At 61.9% G+C, this 19,634-nt stretch carries 19 protein-coding genes and 1 pseudogene; 18 read left to right on the forward strand and 2 right to left on the reverse strand.

Features of this window, described 5'->3' with window-relative positions; translation table 11 throughout:
* Positions 1–71: 71 nt before the first annotated feature.
* From FJW05_RS07970 to FJW05_RS07990, 5 genes and pseudogenes are all read left to right on the forward strand, one after another.
* Complete coding sequence (locus FJW05_RS07970) at positions 72–1,217, forward strand: mandelate racemase/muconate lactonizing enzyme family protein (RefSeq protein ID WP_246673269.1); 1,146 nt, start codon at positions 72–74, stop codon at positions 1,215–1,217.
* A 52-nt stretch (positions 1,218–1,269) separates the two neighbouring features.
* Positions 1,270–2,142 (forward strand): DUF6772 family protein, encoded by an 873-nt coding sequence (locus FJW05_RS07975; RefSeq protein WP_140630947.1) that lies wholly within the window; start codon positions 1,270–1,272, stop codon positions 2,140–2,142.
* Positions 2,142–2,477 carry a hypothetical protein gene (locus FJW05_RS07980; protein WP_140630080.1) on the forward strand — a complete coding sequence of 112 codons (336 nt, stop codon included), beginning with the start codon at positions 2,142–2,144 and terminating at the stop codon, positions 2,475–2,477. The genes FJW05_RS07975 and FJW05_RS07980 overlap by 1 nt, the downstream gene beginning before the upstream one ends.
* A 50-nt stretch (positions 2,478–2,527) precedes the next feature.
* A complete protein-coding gene (locus tag FJW05_RS07985) occupies positions 2,528–3,313 on the forward strand; it encodes an SDR family oxidoreductase (RefSeq protein WP_140630082.1) in 786 nt (261 codons plus the stop codon).
* Positions 3,314–3,502: 189 nt separating this feature from the next.
* Positions 3,503–3,895: pseudogene (locus FJW05_RS07990) on the forward strand (ArdC-like ssDNA-binding domain-containing protein); the annotation flags it as partial.
* Between the two features lie 420 nt (positions 3,896–4,315).
* Here FJW05_RS07990 and FJW05_RS27660 read toward each other — a convergent pair.
* Positions 4,316–4,798, reverse strand: coding sequence for a hypothetical protein (locus tag FJW05_RS27660; RefSeq protein WP_246673271.1), 483 nt, complete (start codon positions 4,796–4,798; stop codon positions 4,316–4,318).
* 259 nt (positions 4,799–5,057) lie between these two features.
* Here FJW05_RS27660 and FJW05_RS08005 point away from each other — a divergent pair, with 259 nt between their 5' ends.
* The 11 genes from FJW05_RS08005 to FJW05_RS08055 all read left to right on the forward strand — a co-directional run bounded on the left by FJW05_RS08005 (position 5,058) and on the right by FJW05_RS08055 (position 17,129).
* A complete protein-coding gene (locus FJW05_RS08005) occupies positions 5,058–5,402 on the forward strand; it encodes a non-heme iron oxygenase ferredoxin subunit (protein WP_210239089.1) in 345 nt (114 codons plus the stop codon).
* Between the two features lie 57 nt (positions 5,403–5,459).
* Positions 5,460–6,758, forward strand: coding sequence for a sugar ABC transporter substrate-binding protein (locus tag FJW05_RS08010; RefSeq protein WP_140630091.1), 1,299 nt, complete (start codon positions 5,460–5,462; stop codon positions 6,756–6,758).
* Between the two features lie 82 nt (positions 6,759–6,840).
* Entirely contained in the window at positions 6,841–7,830 is a 990-nt protein-coding gene (locus FJW05_RS08015) for an ABC transporter permease (RefSeq protein WP_140630094.1), read from the forward strand.
* Positions 7,827–8,846, forward strand: a complete 1,020-nt coding sequence (locus FJW05_RS08020) for an ABC transporter permease (protein WP_140630097.1) — start codon at positions 7,827–7,829, stop codon at positions 8,844–8,846. The genes FJW05_RS08015 and FJW05_RS08020 overlap by 4 nt, the downstream gene beginning before the upstream one ends.
* A gap of 22 nt (positions 8,847–8,868) precedes the next feature.
* Positions 8,869–10,419, forward strand: a complete 1,551-nt coding sequence (locus FJW05_RS08025; protein WP_140630099.1) for an FGGY family carbohydrate kinase — start codon at positions 8,869–8,871, stop codon at positions 10,417–10,419.
* Between the two features lie 5 nt (positions 10,420–10,424).
* A complete protein-coding gene (locus tag FJW05_RS08030) occupies positions 10,425–11,909 on the forward strand; it encodes a sugar ABC transporter ATP-binding protein (RefSeq protein WP_140630101.1) in 1,485 nt (494 codons plus the stop codon).
* 97 nt (positions 11,910–12,006) lie between these two features.
* Positions 12,007–13,008, forward strand: a complete 1,002-nt coding sequence (locus FJW05_RS08035) for a fatty acid desaturase (RefSeq protein WP_140630103.1) — start codon at positions 12,007–12,009, stop codon at positions 13,006–13,008.
* Positions 13,009–13,044: 36 nt separating this feature from the next.
* A complete protein-coding gene (locus FJW05_RS08040) occupies positions 13,045–14,262 on the forward strand; it encodes an FAD-dependent oxidoreductase (RefSeq protein ID WP_181164878.1) in 1,218 nt (405 codons plus the stop codon).
* Complete coding sequence (locus FJW05_RS08045) at positions 14,262–15,368, forward strand: zinc-binding dehydrogenase (RefSeq protein WP_181164893.1); 1,107 nt, start codon at positions 14,262–14,264, stop codon at positions 15,366–15,368. The genes FJW05_RS08040 and FJW05_RS08045 overlap by 1 nt, the downstream gene beginning before the upstream one ends.
* Positions 15,365–16,210 (forward strand): alpha/beta hydrolase, encoded by an 846-nt coding sequence (locus FJW05_RS08050; protein WP_140630108.1) that lies wholly within the window; start codon positions 15,365–15,367, stop codon positions 16,208–16,210. Before FJW05_RS08045 ends, FJW05_RS08050 begins: the two co-directional genes overlap by 4 nt.
* Positions 16,197–17,129, forward strand: a complete 933-nt coding sequence (locus FJW05_RS08055; RefSeq protein WP_181164879.1) for a LysR substrate-binding domain-containing protein — start codon at positions 16,197–16,199, stop codon at positions 17,127–17,129. The genes FJW05_RS08050 and FJW05_RS08055 overlap by 14 nt, the downstream gene beginning before the upstream one ends.
* 128 nt (positions 17,130–17,257) lie before the next feature.
* Here the strand turns inward: FJW05_RS08055 and FJW05_RS08060 are convergent, their stop codons facing one another.
* Positions 17,258–17,926 carry a DUF1236 domain-containing protein gene (locus FJW05_RS08060; protein WP_140541391.1) on the reverse strand — a complete coding sequence of 223 codons (669 nt, stop codon included), beginning with the start codon at positions 17,924–17,926 and terminating at the stop codon, positions 17,258–17,260.
* 324 nt (positions 17,927–18,250) lie between these two features.
* On the opposite strand from FJW05_RS08060, the gene FJW05_RS08065 reads away from it, so the two are divergent.
* Positions 18,251–18,601 carry an antitoxin Xre/MbcA/ParS toxin-binding domain-containing protein gene (locus tag FJW05_RS08065; RefSeq protein WP_140541390.1) on the forward strand — a complete coding sequence of 117 codons (351 nt, stop codon included), beginning with the start codon at positions 18,251–18,253 and terminating at the stop codon, positions 18,599–18,601.
* An 11-nt stretch (positions 18,602–18,612) separates the two neighbouring features.
* Positions 18,613–19,107, forward strand: a complete 495-nt coding sequence (locus tag FJW05_RS08070; protein WP_140630113.1) for an RES family NAD+ phosphorylase — start codon at positions 18,613–18,615, stop codon at positions 19,105–19,107.
* Positions 19,108–19,634 lie beyond the last annotated feature (527 nt).

Raw genomic sequence — 19,634 nt, forward strand, 5'->3', positions numbered from 1 at the left:
GCAACTAAGTTTCATGGTTGCTAAGTTTATAAGTGGACGTTACAAGCCATCCGGAAGGACGTTTGGAGGCGATGCGCGTGAGCGATCCAGTCGCGGCGGGACCGCTGAAGATTGCCGAGGTGATTGCCCATCCCCTCAGCCAGACACTGCCGAGGCCCACGGTCACCTCCTGGGGCGTCTATGAAAAAGTCTCGCTGGTGCTGGTCGAGGTGCGCACGGCCGAGGGCATCGTCGGCGTCGGCGAAACGCTGGCGCGGTTTTCGCCCAAAGCCTATGTCGAATTGATCGAGAGCTCGCTCAAGCCGCGCCTGCTCGGCCAGGACGCGCGCAACATCGGCGCCTTGTGGCAATCCATGCGCCGCGCGCTGTCGGGCCGGGCAGGGGGCGTGCTGATCGAGGCGATCGCCGGCGTGGACATCGCGCTTTGGGATATACTGGGCAAGGCGACCGGACAGCCGGTAGCCAAACTTCTCGGCGGTGTCGGACGCGACCGCATCGACGTCTACGCCGCCGCCGTCAACTGGGTCGACGACGAGGCCGCCGACGCTGAACTCGATCGCTATGTCGGCGAGGGCTTCACACGCATCAAGGTGAAGATGGCGCGGCCCGTGCTCGAGGCCTGCAGACGGATCGAGCGCGTGCGCAAACGAGCCGGCGACGCGATCGGGCTCTGCGTCGATGCGAACTGGGCCTACGATCTGGACGAGGCCGTCGAGGTCGGACGTGCGCTTTCGGCAAACGGCTATTTCTGGTTCGAGGAGCCGCTGCGGCCGGAGAACGAGCAGGGCTATGAGGAACTGCGCCGGCGCTGCGACGTGCCGCTGGCCGCGGGCGAGAGCAATTTCACCCTCGACCAGGCGCAACGCCTGATCGCCAACCGGACACTGTCGGTGCTGCAGCCCGACGTGGCGCGCGCGGGCGGTATCTCCGAGACGCGCCGCATGGCGGATTACGCTGCCGCGCACGACGTCCGCTACGCTCCGCATATCGGCATGTCGGGCATTGTCTGCGAGACCGCGAGCGTCCACTTGGCGGCAGCGGTGCCGAATTTCGGCGTCATGGAATGCGAGTGCGACGCCAGCCCTTTCAAGACGAGTTTGGCCGATCTGGCGCCCGGCTGCGTCAGGCAGAAGAACGGCACGCTCGATGTCCCGCAGCGGCCGGGGCTCGGCATCGAAATCGACTGGAATGCCGTCAAGAAACTAAAAGCCGGATGAGGCCGAGATGAAGAACCAGGCTCCAAACCAGGCCGGCGACCTGACCGAGGCGATGCGGCTGGCGCTGCTGCGCGCGGATCCCGCGCTCAGCCGCTTCGACCCGCTGCCGCGGATACTGTCGTTCGACAATTTCGCGCGCGGCCATTGCGGCTGGTCACAGCTTGTCGGCAACTATGAGGACGATCTGGACACGATGCTGCCGGGCTACGCGCAGCATACCAGCGCGATGCTGTCGACGCTCGCGCACTGGGACGCCGGCTCGCATGGCGGGATGGATTCATCCTATGCGCTGAAGCTCGCGACACGCCCGCTGCCAGGGGCCCGCAACGTCGTCATCAAACGCCATACATTCAGGAAACGCGGGCCGATCCGTTTCGAAATGTATTTTACCTTCAAGCCCGAGGCCAATGCGCTCAAGCTGTCGGAAACCGATGTGCGCTCCGTCGGCCTCCTCTTCGACCTGCAAGGGGGAGACCAGGACGGCAACAGCAACAACGATCGCGTCATGCCGCATCTGCGCTTTCTGAACGCGCTCGACGGCCAGCATCTGCAGAAATGGCAGTACAAGCGCGAGACCGAAAGGATCATCCCGATCGGCACCGACAACAAGACGATCAGCCACTACCATCTGTCGCCGGAGGGCTGGATCGATCTCCCCGATGGATCGCAGCGCCTTTGCTACAACGAGATTCCCACCAAGGTGAACTGGACGTATCTGTGCTTCGATTTCGATCTGGCGACGATGACAGCGCTAGGGTTGCGCTGCAACGATCGCAGCTTCGATCTCTCGGGATTCGATTCGATCCGCATTCCGGCGATGAAGAACCTGTGGTGCATGCTCAATTTCGGTCTGTTCGCCGAAACCGATGTTGCCAAGCGGGCCTTCCTCTACGTCGATTCCATCTGCATTTCCGGAGACTTCTGATGCTGCCCGAGAACATCACCGCGGTCGTCTCGCGCAACGAGCGCTGGCGCGGCGAGGCGGCCAGCGAGCCTTGCGAGGCGGGATGGGCGCGCGAGGCGATCTTCTTCGTGCGCGCGCTGAAACAGCCTGTCGGCCCCACGGCAACGGCGTGGGTCGAGATCTCGCCGGATGGAATGCACTGGCTGCGCGAAGGCACCGAAATTGCCATGCCGGCCGAGCGCGACGGTGTGGCAATGGCGCGGCTTAGCCATTTCGGCAACTGGCTGCGTATCGCGGCGCGGTTCGACAGCGGCGCGGAGTGCAGAGTGCTCGTAACGCTGCACCTGAAGGCCTGATCACCAGCCTTGCCGTCGCCGACCAACCCTTCTGGTTCCACGGAGACATCATGACCGATCCATACGCGACATTCGCCCCGGACAGTTTTGCCGGCAAGACCGTGCTGGTGACCGGTGCCGCGAGCGGCATGGGTTTCGAGACCACCCGTGCATTCCTCTCCAAGGGAGCCGAGGTCGTGATGTGCGACCGCGACGCCGATGGGCTCGCCAAGCGCCATGACGACCTGGCCGGAATGGTCGGGACACCGCACAAAGTAGTGGCCGACATGGGTGACCCCGACAGCATCGGGCGCATGTTCGATTATTGCGACGCCAGGCTGGCGCGGCTCGACAATGTGGTCACCTGCGCGGCGATCATCACCGCCAAGAGAATCCCGGAGCAGGATTGGGCGCATTGGCAGCGCGTGCTCGGCGTCAATCTGCTGGGCACCTTCTTCACCGTCCAGGGCGCGGTGCAGCGCATACAGACCAACGCCGGCGGAGGAAACATCGTCTGCGTGGCCTCCGACGCCGGCGTGCATGGCGGCGGCGGCCTCATCGCCGACACGGCCTATGCGGCCTCGAAGGCCGGCACGCTGTCGCTGGTGAAGTCGGTTGCGCGCGAACTGGCGGGAAAGAAGGTGCGCATCAACGCCCTCAATCCGGGGCCGACCGATTCGCCGATGCATTCCCATATCGACCCGGCCCTCAAGGACCGCATCGCGGCCAACCTGCCGATACGCCGCATGGGCCGGCCCGAGGATATGGCTGCCGCGATCCTGTTCCTGTGCTCCGACGCCGCGAGCTTCGTCTACGGCGCGGCGCTCGACGTTGATGGCGGCTCGATGTTCCGCTGAGCGACATGGCGGCGGTCAGTCATAGGAGAGTTTGACGCGCCTATATGGCGGTGGCGTATTTGGCTTTGGCTGCCATCAGCATCCAGAAATTGGCTTCGCGACGCACGACTCCGCGGCCTTCCTGCTCCGCCCAAGTGGACCCGTGACGGGGCCGCGATCGGGGCGGCCTCCAACTGGAGGTTTATGAAAATGACGAGGAAAGAAACTGCAGAGCGCATCGATGTCTATGCGCGGATCACCGACCGCATCGTCGCCGAGCTGGAGAAGGGTATCCGTCCTTGGATGCAGCCATGGCAATCGAGCAATGCCTCCGGCAGCGTCACCCGGCCGCTCAGGACCAATGGTCTGCACTATAACGGCATGAATGTGCTGCTGCTTTGGTCGGAGGCCGTCGCACGCGGCTTTTCCAGCCCGATGTGGATGACATTCAAGCAGGCGCTCGACCTTGGCGGCGGGGTTCGCAAGGGCGAGACCGGCTCTATGGTGGTCTTCGCCAGCCGCTTCACCAGGACGGAGACGGACACCAGGGGCGAGGAAATCGACCGCGAGATCCCGTTCCTCAAGGCATATTCCGTTTTCTCCCGCTGGAACTACATCGCCGAGGGCGAGCAGGCGAAGAGCAGGAAGGCCGCCCTAGCGGCGGAGCCTCGAAAAATCGTTTCCGGTCAGTGCTAGGCGGCTGTCGCCTCTTCTTCGACGAACTCGCCGTAAGTGCGCCGCCTTGGCACGCACTGGGGCAAGGCAAATTGAGCCATTTCTGACGGCGCGAATGACCTCGGCTACCGCTTGCATCGGCGACATTATCAAGCAGATAACGGACAATCGTTAGGCTTACGTCCGATGAAGCAGTAGGCTGTTCCTCGACGCACAGATTTTGTGATTGCGATCCAATTTGTTGGATTTGCCAGGCGGTTTCGACTGGACGCTCGTGCTTCTTGATTTTCGGAGTTATGCGCGTGGCGTCGGCCGATGATGGCTCACGCGGGGACTGCCCCGAGTGAGTCAGGGGACTTGGGCATCGAATTCAACGACGAATCCCGCGTCGATCGCCCTTCTCGCTATTTGATCCCGAAGTTCCCAATCCGTTAGCTGACAAAGTGGAGACGTTTCTCTGACGGCGCGGATGACCCCGGATATCGCAACGCTCGGATTGTCGACGTTGTCGATCAGGTAGCGGACAATCGCTTGGCGAACATCCGATGAAGTAGGCGTGGGGACGAGCGCGGGCACTCCGGGCCTATGAGTACAGCCGCGTTTCCGCGGTGTCGGCCGTTGCAATGTCGAAAGCGACTGGAACATTGTGAACGACGCATACCGCCGCCAGCATTTCCTCCAACTCGCGGTCGGACGCCCCCGGCAGGCTGGCATCAATATTCGGATGGCGCGGATTGCCTGCGCGACGGAGAGGAACCGGCCCTTCGCTCTGGAACGAACATAGGCCTCGGCCGCTTCTTCAACTGTGATGGCGTGAAATGCGTTGGTCATCAAGAATGCCTCCCTGAACCCAAACCCACGCGATTTACGGACAATATTCGGCGGCCTTCAAGCCTGTGTCCGATTCCGGACAATCAGCCGGGGACAGTACCGAAATGACGTTGCTCCTCCTCCCGCCCTCGCTGTGCGAGCGAGTCCTCTCGGCAAGCTTTTATCGAAGTCATCAATACCGGCATTCCCATAATGAATTGGCCGCGTATGGAAAGACAACGAAAATAAACGAAACAGAATGACGACTGCGAGGAAATGAATGGCGGCGGAAACGACCACAAAGGACATGCAATGGATACAGGCGATCCGCGTTGACAGTCTGCCGGTCGGCGACGCGATACGCACAGAGCACGCCGGGGCATGTATCGCAATCTTCAATCTCGGCGGCAGATTCTACGCGACAGCCGGCGTCTGCACCCACGCACATGCATTTCTTTCCGAAGGCTATATCGATGGCCAGACGATTGAATGCCCGCTGCATCAAGGACTGTTCCACATCCCGACCGGTATGCCGCTTTCGCCACCGGTCACCGAGCGGCTGAAGACTTACGAAACCAAGGTGGCGGATGGCTACGTCCACATCCTGGTGGAAGGAGGAAAGTAGCACCGACGTCTTCGGGACATATCCCGGGCTGAAACCAAAATATGGGAGGAAATCTTAATGCTCAAATTATCTCGCCGTCATCTCTTGAAGACGGCCGCGACACTGACTGTGCTTGCTGCTGCCCCGCTGGCGATTGCTCCAGCGGCGGCTGAGGAGTCGGTTCATTCCGTCATCAACGCGCTCATCAAGAAATACTCCGACGAGGCGAGGGCCGGAATGTCGAACGGGGACGTGAGTGCGCTGTTCGAAAAGGACGGCTTTCGCGATTACCTCGACGTCTATCCTGTCGGCGATCTCGCCGGCGGGTTCGTGTGGAAACCCGGCATGGGGGCGAGTTTCGTCGGTCCTTACAGCAAGCTCCAGATCAAGTCGCCGTTCACCGACTATCTGCCGCTGACCGAAGGTCCGGTGCTCGATCGCAGCAAGAAGTACCGCATAGGGCTGGTCTTTCACGGCTTCAACCACCCCTGGCTGATCAGCCTCGCCGACACCGCCGCCTGGGAGGCCGCACGCCATCCCAACATCGAGCTCGAGGTGATCGACGCCGAGTTCGACGACAACAAGATGGGCCAGGTTATCGATACCTGGATCGCCAAGCAGTATGACGGCATCGTGCTTTGGCCTAACCGCGAGGCGCCGATGGGGCCACCGGTCGATCGCGCCATCGCGGCCGGTATCCCGGTGGTGAGCCTCGATCGCCGCACTTCGTCCGAGCAGATCAGCTCGGAGGTACTTGGCAACTTCTATGCCAACGGTCTGCAGCAAGGTCTCTATCTCAAGCATGCTGCGCCCGAGGGCAACATCATCTTCAATCGCAAGGATCTCGGCAGCACGGCCGACTCGATCCGCACCGGCGCCTTCCTGGAGGCGATCGGTAACACGCCCGGTTACAAGGTGCTCGCCAACTATCACACCAACAGCCAGCGCACGCTGGCCTTCAAGTCGACGGCGGATGCGCTGCAAGCCTTCCACGACATCTCGGTGTCGTTCAACACTGGCGGCGAGGAAGCCATGGGCGCACTTGACGCGATCCGTGAGGCGAACCGGCTGAACAGCGCTCCGGGCGGGAAGAAGATCATGATCCTCGCCAATGACGACGCCCGTGAGGTGCTGAAGGAAATCAGGTCCGGCAATATCGAAATGGTGTCGCCCTACACGCCGCTGATCGGCGACATCGGCATCCGCGCCGTTGTCATGCATATCGGCGCCAAGGCAGGCCTCAACGAAGCGCCGCCGAAGCTCATCATGACGCCTAACCTGCCGATGATCACCAAGGAGAAGATGAACATCGAGGGCATCGAGACGCTGACGCCGGACGAGTGGCCCTACGCCTACGGTCCGGAAGTCGCGGGCTGATCGCCAACTCCTTCCACGCGCCCGTCGGCTTCTCTCGCGCGAGGACCGGCAGGCGTTGACCGAAAAGGTAGGCGAGCACGTCATGACCATGAGCACTCTCGAAACCAAGGTCGCCTCACAGGCGCGGCCTCCCGACGCTTGGCGGCACCTGAGCGTTAGCGAAACGAGCCGCGTCGCGGTGTTGATCGCCCTGCTTATTGCCGGGCAGGCGATCACACCTTCCTTTCTGTCGCTCGCCAACATCCATGTCATACTTCTCGCCGTGGCCGCGATCGGCATCATGGCCTACGGCATGACACTGGTGGTGATCACCGGTGAGATCGACTTGTCGATCGCCGGGATCGCGATCCTATCCTGCATCGCCGGCGGGCTGATGATCCCGACAGGCTCTGCGGCGCTCGTCATCGGCACCACCTTGCTCACAGGCCTTGCCATCGGCCTGATCAACGGCATTCTTGTCGCCGCGTTGGGCATTCCCTCGCTGATAACCACGCTCGGCATGCTCGGCATAAGCCGCGCGCTAGCCAACATCTTCTCGGGTGGCCAGGCGCTTTATCCCGAACCGATCGCCGCCTACCTCTGGCTCGGCCGCGGCGACCTCGTAGGCATTCCGCTGCCGGTCGTGCTGCTCGTCGTGCTGGGCGCAGCCGCAATCGCGCTTACGAAGTACTCGATCTTCGGACGTGCGCTCTACGCGACCGGCGGCAATGTCAAGGCGGCCGCTCTGTCCGGCATCAATGTCGTCGGCGTCCGCGCCGTCGTGTTCGCGATTTCCGGCGCCTGCGCGGCGCTTGCCGGCATGCTTGAAAGCGCCAGGCTGTCTTACATCAATCCTGCGGGCTTCGAAGGCATGGAGCTTTCCGTTCTGGCGGTCACCGTGCTGGGAGGCGCGTCGCTGTCCGGGGGCTCGGGCTCGATAACCGGTACGGTTGTGGCTGCCCTGATCATCGGTATCGTCAACAACCTTCTCAATCAGCTCGGCGTCAGCATCTATCTGCAGCAGGTGGTGACCGCGGCAGTCATCCTTGCCGTCGTGATGCCCGGCATGTGGCAGCGGGGGATTGCGAAATGACTGTCCTGGAATTCTCCACCCCGCGCGTCGCGCCCTTCCTGCAGGGGTTGCTGCGTGATCCCATCATCTGGCTGATCCTGCTGATCTTCGCGGTCGGTACACTGACGTCGGAGTATTACTTCACCGCGCTCAACATCGAGAATCTCATGCGCAGCATCGCCGTCATCGGCCTGTTGTCGCTCGGCATGACCGTGGTGCTGCTTACCGGCCGCATCGATCTATCGGTCGCGGCGCTGATGATCTTTTCGGTCATTGTCGGCGTGGTCGTGATGACCGAGATCGGCCCAATGCTGGGAAGCCGTTGGCTGGTGCGTGGCAACACCTATGCCGGCCCGATCGTCCCGGTCATTTTGATCGCGCTGGCGACGGGCATCGCGGTCGGCGCGCTCAATGGCATTGGCGTAGCGTATTTCAAGGTGGCGTCCTTCATCATGACGCTGGTGTCGCTGACGGCGCTGCGCGGCTTCAACTACGTGCTCACCAACGGCCATCCTTACTATCTCAAAGCGCCGTTCTACAGCTGGATCGGCGACAGCAAGATGGTCGGCATCCCGATCAGTTTCGTTATCTTCCTTCTCGTTCTACTTGCCCTCATGGGTTTCATACACGGCACCATGCGGGGCGGCCGCTTCTACGCCATTGGCGGCAACGAAAAAGCCGCGCTCTATGCCGGCATCAAGACGCAGCGCTACGTGGTGCTGGCCTATGCCATCAGCGGATTGTGCGCCGCCATTGCCGGCATCATCTTTACCGCGCGACTGAAGTCGGTCGATGCGCCGCTCGCCGCTGGTTATGAATTGACCGCCATCGCCATCGCCGTCATCGGCGGCACGGCGCTGGCTGGAGGCGTCGGATCGCCTTGGCGTACGCTGCTGGGCAGCGTTGCGTTTGCCGCCGGTCTCAACCTGCTTGCCATCTGGGGCGTCGGGACCTGGTATCAGAACCTCGCCATCGGCGTTGTTCTCATCATATCGGTCGGCTTATCGCAGATGAGCCGCAAGAAAACACAAGCATAACGACTTAGGGAGGAGCGATTTCATGGGTGGACACCTCACGCTCGGCATCGATATCGGCACGACCAATGTGAAGGCCGCGGTTCTGGACACCAATACCGGCAAGGTGGTGGCGTCCGGCTCGCAGGAGCATCCGCTGTTTCACCCGTTTCCCGGCTGGGCCGAACAGGATGCGTCGAATTACTGGGGCGCCGTGGTCTCATCCGTGAGGCAATGTCTGGAGCAGGGCCGCTTCGCCGACGACATCGCGGCCGTGGCGCTTTCGGGCCTTGTCGGCGTAACGCTGCCCGTCAGCGATCAGGGCAGGCCGTTGCGTCAAGCCATGATCTGGATGGACTCCCGCTCTGAGGAAGAGTGCGACGACATCCGCCGCAGCGTCGGCGAGGCGATCATCAACAAGAACAACGGCAACCGTATCGCGCCCTGGTTCATCGACCCCAAGGCGCTGTGGATCAAGAAGCACGAGCCGCACATCTTCAACGCCACGCACAAGTTCCTGTCGCCTTCCGGCTATTGCACCTACCGGATGTGCGGCAACTTCACGATGAACACTGGCGACGCCGGGCTCGCTTACGCCTACGAATATCGTGAGCAGCGCTGGAACGAGTCTGTCGCCAGGGCGATCGGCATTCCGCTGGAGAAGCTGCCGCGGCTCTACCAATCCCATGAAGTGGTGGGCGAGGTGACCAGGCAGGCGGCCGAGGAGACGGGGCTGCGTCCCGGCACCATAGTCGCGGCAGGCGGCACCGACATCAGTTCGGCAGCCCTTGGCGTCGGCGTCACCAAAGCCGGTGAGGCCTACTACTCCATGGGCACCGGTTCCAACCTCGGCATCATGATCCCGACCGAGCAGAGCGTCGAGGAATACCGCATCCTGAAATGGCCGCACGTGCTGCCCGGCCTGACCATGTTCGATGGCCCGATGGCCTTTACCGGCGCGTCGTTGAAATGGTTCCGCGACCAGTTCGGCGACGGCGAATTCCGCCTGGCCGAGCGCATGGGCCACAATGTGTTCGACCTTTTCACCGAGCAGGCGAAACGCGTGCCGGCATGTTCCGACGGCCTGCTTTACCTGCCATATCTCGGCAACACGCTGTCGCCCAACTGGAACAGCAATGCTTGCGGCAACTTCTTTGGCCTACGCCCAACGACGACACGGGCGCATTTCATTCGAGCACTGATCGAAGGGGTCGCCTTCGACCTTTACTCCAACGTCCGCGTCGCCAACGCGGCCGGCGTCAAGGTCGACGGTTTGATCCTGAACGGTGGCCCGACCAAAAGCAGGTTCTGGAACCAAATCACCGCCAGCGTGGTGAATCTGCCGTTGAAGACGCCCGACATAGGCGAAGCTGCCCCGATCGGCGATGCCATTCTGGCCGGCGTCGCCGCCGGAATCTACAAATCGCCGACCGAGCCTCTTGCGAGCATCGTTCGCATCAAGGAGACGATCGACCCCGATCCGAAACTGCATGAGCGCTATCAGGACTTCTTCGAAGTCTGGTCGTCGGTCTATCAGAACCTGCGCGGCGACATGGATCGCCATCGTGCGCTCCTCAACAAATATCATTCGGCGTGATCGCAATGAGCGCCCCGCTGCTCGAGGTCAAATCGATCCGCAAGACATATCCCGGCGTCATTGCGCTCTCCGACGTGACCTTCGATCTGAAGGCCGGTGAGGTACATGCCGTGGTCGGCGAGAACGGTGCCGGCAAGTCGACGCTGCTGTCGGTCATGAACGGGCTCGTCGCGCCCGACAGCGGCGAAATCAGGATCGACGGACAGCCTGTGGTTCTGAACGATCCCACGGTGGCTCTCGCCAACCGGCTGGCGCTGGTCCACCAGGAACTGGTACTGTGCCCGAACCTGAGCGTTGCCGAGAACATCTTTCTCGGTCGTGAACCGGCCGGACGTCTCGGCAAGACGCGCGCGATGCTCAACCGCATGGCGAAGGACTTGCTCGATCAGATCCATGTCAACCTTGATCCTTCGCGGGCGGTCGGCGAACTCAGCCTCAACGAGCAGCAGATCGTCGAGATATGCCGCGCCTTGGCGTGCCGTCCGCGTGTCCTCGTCTTCGACGAGCCGACAGCCTCGCTGAACGATGATCAAGTCGTGCATCTGCTTGCCGTCATTCGCAAGCTGAAGGCCAACGGTCTCGGCATCGTCTACGTCTCGCATCGGTTGAGCGAGGTGATGCAGATTTCGGATCGCGTCACCGTGCTCCGCGACGGCAATGTCGTTGCGACCCGGGACATGGCCGGCTTGAACGAGGCTGCTCTCGTCGCGTTAATGGTTGGGCGTGAACACAAGCCGGGCCAGTCCGCCTACAAGGAGAGGCGCTGCGGCGAAGTAGCGCTGGAGGCGAAGGCGATCGGCAAGGCCGGGGTCTTCGACGATATTTCCCTGCAGGTGCGGACGGGCGAGATCGTCGGCATCGCCGGATTGCTCGGCTGCCAGCGCGAGGCAGTCGTGCGCGCGATCTTCGGCGACCAATCTATCGATCGCGGCGAGATCCGCGTTCAGGGACGCAAGGTGCAACTGCGCTCTCCGCGTGACGCCATCGCCTTCGGCATCGGTTTCATGCCCGCCGATCGCAAACGTGAGGGCCTCATCCTGCCGATGAGCGTCGGCGACAACATCGCAATGACGATCCTGCGCCGCCTCGGTTGCCTCGGCTTCATGAAGCGCCGGCAAAGAAACGCGACGGCCAACAGCCTGGTGCGCACATTGGCAATCAAGACCAATGGCCTGTCGCAGCTGGCGTCACAACTGTCCGGCGGGAACCAGCAGAAGATCGTCATCGGCAAATGGATCGCACGCGGCGGCGACATCGTGATCGCCGAGGACCCGACCCGTGGCGTCGATGTGGGCGCCAAGTTCGAGATATGGCGCACCATCCAGGACCTGGCAGAACAAGGCAAGGCAATCCTGCTGCTGACCACGGAACTGCAGGAGATGATGGATGCCTGCGACCGCATCCTCGTCATGAGCCGCGGCCGGGTGACGGGACATTTTCACCGCAAGGACTTCTCTGCGGAAGCAATCGCGCATTGCTTCGTGGCCTGACGCCGAAGCGATAACGCCATGGGAACAATCAATTTTTCTTCAATGTGGCGACCCGTTAGACCTGTCGCGACAATGCGCAATCTGAAGGAGGATCGGCATGCAAGGCGATAATTCCGCGAGCTATGCTGGGATCGGTGGCATCGGCAGCAAGATATGGCCGCTGACGGGACCGGAGATCATTTCACGCGACAAGCTGAAGACGCTCCGCACGCGGTCCAACGGACCTGGGCTGACCAGATTGGCGGCCCATCTTACGGCCCTGGCTCTCGGCGTGCTCGCCGTCTATCTCTCGGGTGGAACACCGTGGCTGCTGATACCTTCAATGCTCGCTTACGGCATCGTCGTCGTGCTGCTGTTCGCGCCATTGCACGAATGCTCGCACGGCACTGCTTTCCATTCGCGATGGATCAACCACGCCGTTGGTTTTGCGGTCGCTGCCTTCACCTTTCGTCCGTTTCTCTACTTCAAATACCGGCATGCCGCGCACCATACCTTCACCCAGCACGAGGACCATGATCCAGACATCGTGCCGTTCCCTACATCGCTTCGCGACTATTTCGGCCAGATAATCGGCCTCTCCTTCTGGCCGAAGCTGGTCGGTACGCTCTGGCGCGGAACGACCGGGTGCTTCACCGAGGAAGAGCGTGAGTTCCTGCCGGAATCGGTCTGGAAGCAGGTGATGCTGGAAATCCGGCTGCTCGTCCTCTTCTATGTCGCCGTCGCCGCCGTCTCGATCTATTTCGGCAGCACGATCGCGCTGGTCTACTGGCTGCTGCCCCGGGTGATGGGCGAGCCCGTGCTGCGCGCCATCCGTATGGCCGAGCACACCGGCGCCGAGGAAAGTCCGAACCTGCTTGCCAATACCCGGACCACGCTCGCGAATCCGTTGCTCAGGATGCTATACTGGAACATGCCGTTCCATGCGGAGCACCACCTTGCTTCCTCGGTGCCGTTTCATGCGCTGGGCCGGCTTCATGACGAGGTCTCGCCGCATCTTCAATGCGTCAGCAAGAGTTACTTCCATGTGCATCGCGAGATCATCCGCGAGGTGCTGCGCAATGGCCGCGCCGGCGCCACGCCTGCCGGGCAGGGGGCCTGAACGGCAGTGGCGGGTCCAGGGAGGACGGCCGGGGTTGTGATCGTCGGCGCAGGACACGCCGGCGGTCGCGTCGCGGAAAGATTGCGGCACGGCGGCTTTACCGGGCCGATCGATGTGGCCGGCGCCGAAACGGAGCTGCCTTACGAGCGGCCGCCTTTGTCCAAAGGCGTGCTGACATCGTCGGGCGTCCCGGCAAATGCTTATCTGCTATCGCCGGCACGGTGGAACGAAATCGGCGTCCGGTTCCATCTGGGTGTCGAGGCGGTCGGCATCGACCGGCGAGAGAAGATCGTGGCTCTCTCTAACGACGCCAGCCTCTCCTACCGAAAACTGGTTTTGGCGACGGGATTGTCCCCCCGCCGGATCCGATCGCTTGAACCTGTCGCGGCACGCATCTTCTATCTTCGCTCGTTCTCGGATGCGCTCGCGCTACGCGGCCGTATAGTGGCTGGCACGCGGTTGGTGCTTGTCGGTGCGGGGCTGATCGGCCTGGAGGTCGCCGCAAGCGCGGTCAAAGTCGGTGCGGCGGTGACGGTTCTGGAAGCCGCCGACCGCCCATTGAGCCGTCTGCTTCCGCCTTATCTTTCACAATGGCTCGCCGATCTCCATGAACGGGCAGGCGTACGCATTCTCTGTGGTCGGCAAGTCGTCTTGTCCAAGGCTCTGAGCGCCGCCGGACGCCTCCATCTCGATGACGGATCGATGCTGGAGGCCGACCTTGTCGTGGTGGGCATCGGCGGCACACCGAACGACCGGATTGCCGGAGAAGCCGGCCTGCATGTCGACAACGGCATCGTCGTCAATGAGTTCGGGCAGACCAGTGATCCCGATGTCTTCGCCGCCGGCGATGTCGCAGCGCATGAGAATCGCGTCTTCGGCCAGCGCTGGCGGTTGGAGTCGTGGAAGAATGCTGAAGACCAGGCGGCCGTCGTTGCGTCCTATCTGTGCGGTAATCCATCCCCTTACAGCGAGGTGCCCTGGTTCTGGACGGATCAATACGACCTCAACATACAAGTGGCAGGGGTGCCAAGCATCGGAGAACCGGCGTATGAACGCGGCAAGCCGGGCGACCGTGCCTATCTCGCCTATTTCACGACTGGTGGCCGGCTGATCGGTGCAATCGGCGTCGGCTGCGGCCGCGACATCCGCATCGTGCGCGAGATGATCAAGGCAGGCGCAAGGCCGGACGACGCCGAACTCATTCGCAAGGGCTTCACCCGCTTCGGCGATGAACTCGGCAGGCAGGCGTCATGATCCGTTCACGCGCCGCGATCTGCTTCGAGATCCACAAGCCGCTAGCGATAGAAGAAGTGCAGGTCGCGCCGCCCGGTCACGGCGAAGCGCTCGTCGAGATCGTCGCCTCGGGCCTTTGTCATACGGACCTCACCGCGCTCGACGGCGTCAATGCGACCAGCGTCTATCCTCTCATTCCCGGGCATGAGGGCGCAGGACGAGTGGTCGAGGTGGGCGAGGGAGTCTACGATCTCGAGCCGGGCGATCACGTCATTCCGCTCTATGGTCCCGAATGCCGGCATTGTCGCATGTGCAGGAGCGGGCGGACCAATCTTTGCTGGACCATCAAGCCGACCCGCGACAAGGGCGTCATGCCGGATGGCACGTCGCGCTTCTCGATCGGATTACAGCCGGTGCACCATTTCATGGGCACCTCGACCCTTTCCCGCTATACGGTCGTCCCTGAAATTGCGCTGGCGAAGATCCGCAAGGATGCGCCGCTGGACAAGGTCTGCCTGTTCGGATGCGGCGTCACGACGGGCGTCGGCGCGGCGCTGGCCGAGGTCCGCGAGGGCGACACCGTTGCCGTCTTCGGGCTGGGCGGCATTGGCATCAATGTCGTGCAAGGAGCGCGGCTTGCCGGCGCCGCAAGGATCATTGGCATCGACCTGACGGACAGCAAGTCCGAACTCGCCCGCTCCTACGGCATGACCGATTTTGTCCACGCGTCACGCGAGCGCGGCAAGGTCGTGCCGGCGATTCGCGCTCTTACCGACGGCGGCGTCGACGTTGCCTTCGAATGTACCGGCATTGTGCCGGTCATGCGGCAGGCCTTCGACTGCTGCCAGCCGGCCTGGGGCACCGCAGTGCTGCTCGGTGTCGAGCCACCCGGCGCCGAAATGGGGTTCCCGCCGGTAGGCGTCCGCTACGGCCGCTCGATCCGCGGCAGCTATTTCGGCGGCGTCAAAGGGCGCAGTGGGCTGGGCATGCTGATTGACCACTACATGGCCGGCCGGCTCGATCTCGATGGGCAGATCACACACAGGCTGGTCCTCGATGATCTCAATCGCGGCTTCGAGCTGATGCGAGCGGGAACGTCGGTGCGCAGTGTCGTTCTCTTCGAATGATCGGCGCGAATTCCAGCAAGGAATATGGCTACGTCTTCCGTGACCGTCATCCTGAAAGAACGGACGTCTATAGACGTTTCGATGAGACGAGCGCCGCTGCCCGCAGTTCACAGACATGCCGGCGCAACGTCGCCTATGGCGCGCATCCGCGTGAAGTGTTCGACCTGTTTGCGGCCGGCGCAGACGCGCCGCTTGTGGTTTTCGTACATGGCGGCTACTGGCAGAGCCTCGACAAGGACCGTTATTCCTTCGTCGGCTCGGCGCTCGTTCGCCGCGGCTTCTCCGTGGCGCTGCCAAACTATCCGCTGGCGCCTGAGACCCGTATCGACGCGATCGTTGCGCGCATCGGGGCCTGCGTGCCGGCGATTTTGCGAAACCTTGCAACGCCCCCGGCTTTCTGGATCGCGAGCGGCCATTCCGCCGGCGGTCATCTTGCTGCCACACTTGCTATGAGAAGCCTCACGGCAGGCGCGCCGCTGGCGGGCTGCGTCCCGATCAGCGGTATCTTCGATGTCGAACCGCTGACAGAGACATCACTCAATGCGGCGCTTGGGCTCGATCGCGAGCGGGCAGCAAGGATCAGCCCGATCCGTTGGCCAGTGCCGCGTTGTCGACTCGCGGCCGTCGTCGGCACAGACGAGACCCAGGAGTTCCGCGAGCAGTCCCGGCGGTTCTCTTCCTATTGGAGCGGCTCGGGCCAGCACGCCGAACTGGTTCCGATGCACGGAAAAAACCACTATACGATATTGTGCGATCTGTTGGAGGAACGCTCGGAAATCGCTGAACAAATCGTGCGGATGGCTGAAGCCTTTCGCAGGGAGACAGGTCGTGGGCGGCACTAACAAGCTTCATTTCGTCAATTTCAGCCAGCTGCGTTCCTTCTACGCGGTGGGTCGCGAGCTTAGCTTTACAAAGGCAGCCGATCTGCTCTGCATCGGCCAGCCGACCGTGACCACCCAGGTCAAAGCGCTTGAAGAGACGTATGATGTTCAGCTCTTCTTACGATCGCCGCGCGGCTTGAAACTGACGGACGCGGGAGAAGCGCTTCTGACCGTGGCGCGCCAGATCTTCTCGCTGGAGGAGCAGGCGGTCGGCATACTGCGCGCCGAGGGCAATCAGATTTCGGGCAAGTTGCGCGTCGGCACAGTGGGTCCGTTCTTCGTCATGGAACTTCTCTCCGCGTTTCATGCTCAATATCCCTTGGTGCAGGTCTCGCTCGAAAGCGGCAATTCCGACGTCGTCTATAACAAGCTCATAAATTACGAGGTGGACGTCGCCATCATCGGCCGGGACTATGACGATCCGCGTCTCGATCTCATTCAACTCGGCCGCCATGAGGTCATCATCTTCGTCCACCGCAACCATCCGTGGGCAGGCCGGCAGCAGATCGATCTTGAGGAACTCGACGGGCAGCGGATGATTTTTCGCGAACCCGGTTCGATGACGCGTCGGGCGTTGGAGGAGATGCTGGAATTGCATCGGATCCGACCAAACGTGGTCATGGAGATCCCGCGCGATGGTGTTCGGGAAGCGGTTGCGGCAGGCTTGGGTGCCGGTATTGTGTCAAAGACCGAGTTCCAGCTCGACGACCGGTTGACGCCATTGTCGATCGCAGATCACAAGCCATTCACTGAGTCTTTCGCAACGTGCCTGAAGGCACGTCAAGAACTTCGTCCAATCGGGGCCTTCATGAAACTTGTGACGGAAGTTTCAAATCTGAAGTTCAACCAGATGGCTGCCGCTGTCCTCTGCAAGGAATGAACCTCAACTAGGCGCGCTAGGATCACAGGCGTGAATGCGCCCGCCTTCGAATCGTAAGTCCTATCGCCTTCTCCGGCCCTTGCCGTGCAACTCGCCCGGCGGTCAGTATTCACTGCCGATTGGCACTTTCAGCGTTCCACATAGACGATGCGGCGCGTCGACGGCTCAACCAGCACTGGTCGGTTGTTCACATAGACATATCGGTACCGGTAGTTCGGGACCTTCTGTAGAGCCACCGTCTCAGGCAGGGTCGCGCCGGTTACAACCTTTCCTTGAAGGTAAACAGGCTTGACCCGATGCACGCTGATGTAAGTGCGCACCTGCTCGGGCGGATTGATCACGGTACCGGCTGCACCGCCGCCGACGACACCCGCTGCGCCGCCCACAGCAGCGCCCACCGGTCCTCCGATGATAGCGCCGGCGATCGCTCCGGTGGCGCCGCCGGCGACCGCTCCGGCATGAGCCTGATCGCGAGGAAGTTTCACGACCGCGATGCCGGAATCGGCCGGTCGCTCGGTCAAGACGACCCGATTGCCGCCAAATTCTGCGGTGACGTAGTCGGAATAAACCCAGCCTTGACCACCGGCCTCGGCGATGGTGCACCATTTCGAGTTTTGCAGGCAGCCGTTCAGTGTGGCCGTCTGCCCCGCCCGCAGCACGCCGATGACCGGATACTGCGAGCCTGGACCAGCGCGAACATTGAGGTTTGTAGCGGCCGATATGGGAGTGTCGGCAAAAGCTGCGCCCGACAAGGCGACAAGCGCGCCTGTCACAACAGGTAACAAAAGCCTTCTCATCGTTCTGTCTCCGTTTTATGGTTCCCTCAGAGCCAAAACGAGGAAGAACCATGCGCGTTCCGCTGGCGGATCGCTGAATGGATGGATTCCAAATGTCACCATTGGGTGCTCTGCTGCTCCCGCTTGCGTCTAGATATGGTCGGGGCTGCCATCATCGGAGCGGCCGATCTTGCCGCACACCCTGCGCGTTCCGCCGTGGAGTCGTTGAGGTCTGATCGCTGGAACAGCCATCGTTGCGGGGAGAAGCCGGGCAGGTCTTGTAATGCCGGCGTTACTGACGCTATATTGCGTCATAGTTTTTGGCCAGTGCACGGAGGTGCTGCGATGGGCCTGGCACGATATGCGGATAACGGTTTGTTCGCACCGAAGAAGATGGCGGACGCTTTCCGCACCACGAGCGAGGAGATCGCGCGTACGGCTGGTCTGGGGAAAGACGCGGTCCAGCGCCGGGAGCGAGTGCGCTCAGCCAAGACGCAGCGCCGCCTGCGCGAGATGGTGGAAATCGTGAACAAGGTCGAGCCGCGATTTGGCTCCGCGCTCATGGCCTATGCCTGGTATCGGTCCGAGCCGCTGCCGGGATTTTCGGGGCAGACGGCCATGCAGCTCGTGCGGGAGGGTCGAGCCGATGAGATCCTCGACTTCATCGACGCGGTCGATGCGGGGATTTACGCCTGACCATCGCCGCCATCACCTATTCGGGCCGGCTCTACCGCGCCCTCAATCCGGTGTATGCCCGCGAGCCTATGTCGGGACGCGGTGCCGAGCTCTATGGAGGGCGTTTCAACCCGAAAGGCATGCCGGCGCTCTATGCGTCCACCTCGGTCCTGACGGCTTTGCGCGAAGCCAACCAGGTGGGCGATCTGCAGCCGACGACGCTGGTCGCTTACAGTGCCGAGATCGAGGCCGTCTTCGATGCGGGTGACGGTACCGCTCTTGCAGCAATGGGTCTCGATGCTGCGGCCGTCGCCGACCCGACATGGCGCGATCAGATGAGAGACCATGGCGAGGCGCATACGCAGCGATTTGCCCGTGAGCTGGTCGCGCAAGGCTATAATGGCCTGCTCGTGCCGAGCTTCGCCAAGGGCGCCGCAATCGGCGACTTGAATCTCGTTCTGTGGCGATGGGGTGACGCTGCCCCATCCAGGCTCGAGCTGATCGACGACGAGCACCGGCTCGGTTGATCTAGCCGGCCGCTGCGCGCGTTGCCAACTATGCTGTCTTCAGCAGGGAGCCGGGAACTCAAGTCTGACGGAAAGAGTGCGTGCACTTTAAACCCAGTAGGGCACCGCTGTGCTTAAGCCATCCGGGTGATTTCGTCGCCACCGCTTCAGTTACAACCACCCCTGGCGGCAACAACGCCGCGTTCGCGTCTCCTTGGTCATTTTAATTGGAACTGAAATATTTCCCGGATGCTTCATGATCGATAGCGCGACAGAGTTGGCGCTGCTTGCCAGAGGCTTCAACCGGCAGAAGAATTTACCACACACTGCTGAAGAATTTACCACACACTGCTGACGAGCGGGAGCAAAGACTTCCGCATAATAGCCTACTAGCTGGCCGGCTTAGCCGATGAAGCCGAATTGGATGAGCCTTATCGTAGGCCTCTCGGCTGCTGGTCCCAAATTAACAGCACTTCGACAGCGCGCCGCTTTGCTCCGGCGCCTTGTCAATAAGCGGGCAAGCCCGAGCCGTCCTTGATTGGATTGCC

Origin of the sequence: Mesorhizobium sp. B2-9-1 (assembly GCF_006439455.1) — a bacterium.
Lineage (GTDB): Bacteria > Pseudomonadota > Alphaproteobacteria > Rhizobiales > Rhizobiaceae > Mesorhizobium.

Bases quoted from the DNA above. Each gene is read 5' to 3' on its own strand.
- FJW05_RS07980 (WP_140630080.1), top strand. From the start codon at position 2,142: ATGCTGCCCGAGAACATCACCGCGGTCGTCTCGCGCAACGAGCGCTGG.
- FJW05_RS07975 (WP_140630947.1), top strand. From the start codon at position 1,270: ATGCGGCTGGCGCTGCTGCGCGCGGATCCCGCGCTCAGCCGCTTCGAC.
- FJW05_RS08035 (WP_140630103.1), top strand. From the start codon at position 12,007: ATGCAAGGCGATAATTCCGCGAGCTATGCTGGGATCGGTGGCATCGGC.
- FJW05_RS27660 (WP_246673271.1), bottom strand. From the start codon at position 4,798: ATGACCAACGCATTTCACGCCATCACAGTTGAAGAAGCGGCCGAGGCC.
- FJW05_RS07970 (WP_246673269.1), top strand. From the start codon at position 72: ATGCGCGTGAGCGATCCAGTCGCGGCGGGACCGCTGAAGATTGCCGAG.
- FJW05_RS08005 (WP_210239089.1), top strand. From the start codon at position 5,058: ATGGCGGCGGAAACGACCACAAAGGACATGCAATGGATACAGGCGATC.
- FJW05_RS08025 (WP_140630099.1), top strand. From the start codon at position 8,869: ATGGGTGGACACCTCACGCTCGGCATCGATATCGGCACGACCAATGTG.
- FJW05_RS08060 (WP_140541391.1), bottom strand. From the start codon at position 17,926: ATGAGAAGGCTTTTGTTACCTGTTGTGACAGGCGCGCTTGTCGCCTTG.
- FJW05_RS08030 (WP_140630101.1), top strand. From the start codon at position 10,425: ATGAGCGCCCCGCTGCTCGAGGTCAAATCGATCCGCAAGACATATCCC.
- FJW05_RS08050 (WP_140630108.1), top strand. From the start codon at position 15,365: ATGATCGGCGCGAATTCCAGCAAGGAATATGGCTACGTCTTCCGTGAC.
- FJW05_RS08015 (WP_140630094.1), top strand. From the start codon at position 6,841: ATGACCATGAGCACTCTCGAAACCAAGGTCGCCTCACAGGCGCGGCCT.
- FJW05_RS08065 (WP_140541390.1), top strand. From the start codon at position 18,251: ATGGGCCTGGCACGATATGCGGATAACGGTTTGTTCGCACCGAAGAAG.
- FJW05_RS08010 (WP_140630091.1), top strand. From the start codon at position 5,460: ATGCTCAAATTATCTCGCCGTCATCTCTTGAAGACGGCCGCGACACTG.
- FJW05_RS07985 (WP_140630082.1), top strand. From the start codon at position 2,528: ATGACCGATCCATACGCGACATTCGCCCCGGACAGTTTTGCCGGCAAG.
- FJW05_RS08020 (WP_140630097.1), top strand. From the start codon at position 7,827: ATGACTGTCCTGGAATTCTCCACCCCGCGCGTCGCGCCCTTCCTGCAG.